A 2,796-nucleotide genomic window follows, 5' to 3' on the forward strand; every position below is an offset into this window, starting at 1 on the left:
CAAGAACCCCGATTTGAGCGGCAGGTCCTACACCGGCGAAGTCCGCCTCACTACGATCACTCCGGCAGGCACCCCGCCCGGGCAGGAAATCCTGCCGATCGCCGACGTCGAATTGTGAACGGCAATACCCCCGCCCCGACCATCGACGAATTGCTTGACCGCGCAGTACAAGCGATCAACCGCGGTGACCGCGCTACCGCCAACGCGCTCGCCGGTCGAGTGCTCGAAGTCGACGACAACAACCTCGACGCCGAGGAGTTGCTGGCCACTCCAGCCGGCGGAGGGGCGATCCGGCGGCTGACGATCATGTTCGCCGATCTGGTCGACTCGACAGCCCTGTCAACCCGGACCGAACCGGAGACCTACCGCACCGTCGTCGGACGTTACCGCGACGAGGTGCTGCGCACCGTCAACCGCTACGACGGCCATATCGGTTCCACCAAGGGCGACGGGCTATTGGCGGTGTTCGGCCATCCCACACCGCACGAAGACGATGTCGGGCGCGCGGTCCGGGCCGGTCTCGACATCACCAGCGAGGTGGCCGCGCTCAGCGAGCAGGTGCGCCGGCGGTTCGGCTTCGACATCGATGTCCGGGTCGGCATCCACCGCGGTTTGGTCTATCTGGACACCGACCAGGACGACGTCTACGGGCTAGGCGCCAATCTCGCGGCGAGGATATGCAGCCTGGCCCAGCCCGGCACCGTCGCCGTATCCGACGCGGTCGCACGACTTGTGCGGGACAGCTTTCAGCTCGAAGCCCGAGAACCGCAGGCAGTCAAGGGCGTTGACGGCTTAGTTGGCCACTATCGGGCAGTCGCCGAACTTGACCCGACGAGGCATGCGCTTGGTCCGCTGGTCGGTCGCCAACGGGAGGTCGACTACCTGCATGACGCCTGGTCCCAAGCGGTGACGGGCGCGTTGAGAAATCCCGGCGTGGTTTTCGTCGGTGAGGGCGGAATCGGCAAGAGTCGCTTGGCCGCTGCGGCCATCGAGATGGCCGTAGCGTCGCATGCTGTGGTGCTGGAACTGTTCGGTTCGCCGTTCCACACCGACACCGGTCTACGCCCGATACGAAAATTGCTGGAACGACGGTGCGGCATCGGCAGCACCTCCGATCCGGTCGAGCGCCTCGCGAAACTCGAGGCCGAGATCGCTCAGCTCGAACTGGATCCGACGGACATGGTGCCGCTGTTGGCGCCGGTGCTCGCCATACGGCCCGAGGCAGGTTTTCGACCCGCCCTGGTCGAAGGCAGCAAGCTGCATAGCCAAATCGCCACCGCCGTCTACAACTACCTGCTGGCGTGCGTGGGAAACGGCGCCGCCCTAGTGGTGATCGAAGACCTGCACTGGTTCGATCCCGACACGATCGAGGTAGTGAACCAACTACTGCGCGCGGACACCGGTCGCCTGCTGATTGTTGTCACCGGGCGTGAGCATGCTGCCCTGCCGGACAATGTGCGCATCTTCGATCTGCAACCGCTCACCGACGAGCAAGCCGATGAGCTGATCCTTGCCCTTGATCCCGCGATGACGTCGGACGCACGCGGCGAGGTGCGGCACCGCTGCGACGGGATACCCCTCTACATCGAAGAGGTCATGGTCAAAGTCCTAGAACATCAAGCCGATTCAGCGGCAGCCCAGGTTCCCGACACCCTGTATGAAGCGCTGTTGGCGCGGCTGCCATCGAACAAGACCACGGTGCTTGTCGCGCAGGCGGCTGCGGTCATCGGCAGCGTCGTCGATCGCGGGCTCCTGGAATCGGTCGTCGACCTGACGCCGGACGACCTCGACCGGGCCATTGACGAACTCACCGATAGCGGCGTCCTGCAACCGGTGCGGACGGACGTGTGGCGCTTCCGCCATGAACTTCTGCGAGAGGTAACCACCGAGTTGGTCCCGCCGAGCCTGCGTGGCAAGCTGCACGGCCGGATAGGCGACGTGCTGGCGGCGGCGTCGACCACCGGCAATCCCGAGTGGCGGCTGGTGGCACACCACTACGAAAAAGCCGCGCGGTACGACGACGCAGCCTCCGCGTACGAGCAGGCATGCGGTGTCGCGCGGCACCGCGGCGCTCTCAACGAGGCACGTAGCTACCTCGCTCGAGCGCTGGAGAACATCGAGCGGTCGACACCGGGTCCTGCGCGTGACCAGCACGAAATCGCCGTACGACTGCAAAGCGGGTTTCTCGCGTCGGTGGCAATGGGACATGCCAGCGCTGGGGCCGCTGCCGAGTTCGAGCGTTGCCTCGAGCTGATCGGCGAAAACGTGAGCCCGCAGCTGTACGCGACGTTGGGTGCGCTGTGGAGCTACTACACCGCACGCGGCGATTTGCAACGAGCGACACAGCTCGGCGAGTCGATACGGTCGCGGCTGGCCGACATGCCGGAGTGGAACCGCGCAGTGAACACGCTGTTGTTCGGCGGCCTGGCGTGGTTTCGCGGTGACTTCCCGCATGCCCGGGCCCTCACCGAAATGGCCGCGACGATGGCCGGCGACGTCGGCGAGCCCCGAGTCGAAGATTCCTGGTTCTTGCCCAACGAGCCGTTCGCGACGATCTACACCTATCTTGCGATGTCCCGGTTCATGGAAGGTGATTTGGCCGGAGCCGAAGCCGCCTTCGGGCAGACACGCCGCCGCTGCGAAATGCTGACCTTCCCCCACGGCATGTTCAGCCTGGCCTACGGAAAGTCGTTGGAGATCTGGATGCGTATCGAAGCGGACCAATTGGACCATGCCGCGGAGCGTGTTGCAGAACTGGCCGACCTGGGCAAGCAGCACGGCTTCGACGAGTGGGTA

Annotated in this window: 1 protein-coding gene; it reads left to right on the plus strand. The window is 65.1% G+C overall.

What is annotated here, in order from left to right; genetic code table 11:
• Window positions 1-114 precede the first annotated feature (114 nt).
• Window positions 115-2,796 (plus strand): ATP-binding protein (locus tag VFA16_RS10610; protein ID WP_324967767.1); only part of this gene is annotated, 2,682 nt, incomplete at its 3' end.

Origin of the sequence: Mycobacterium sp. (assembly GCF_035653355.1) — a bacterium.
Lineage (GTDB): Bacteria > Actinomycetota > Actinomycetes > Mycobacteriales > Mycobacteriaceae > Mycobacterium.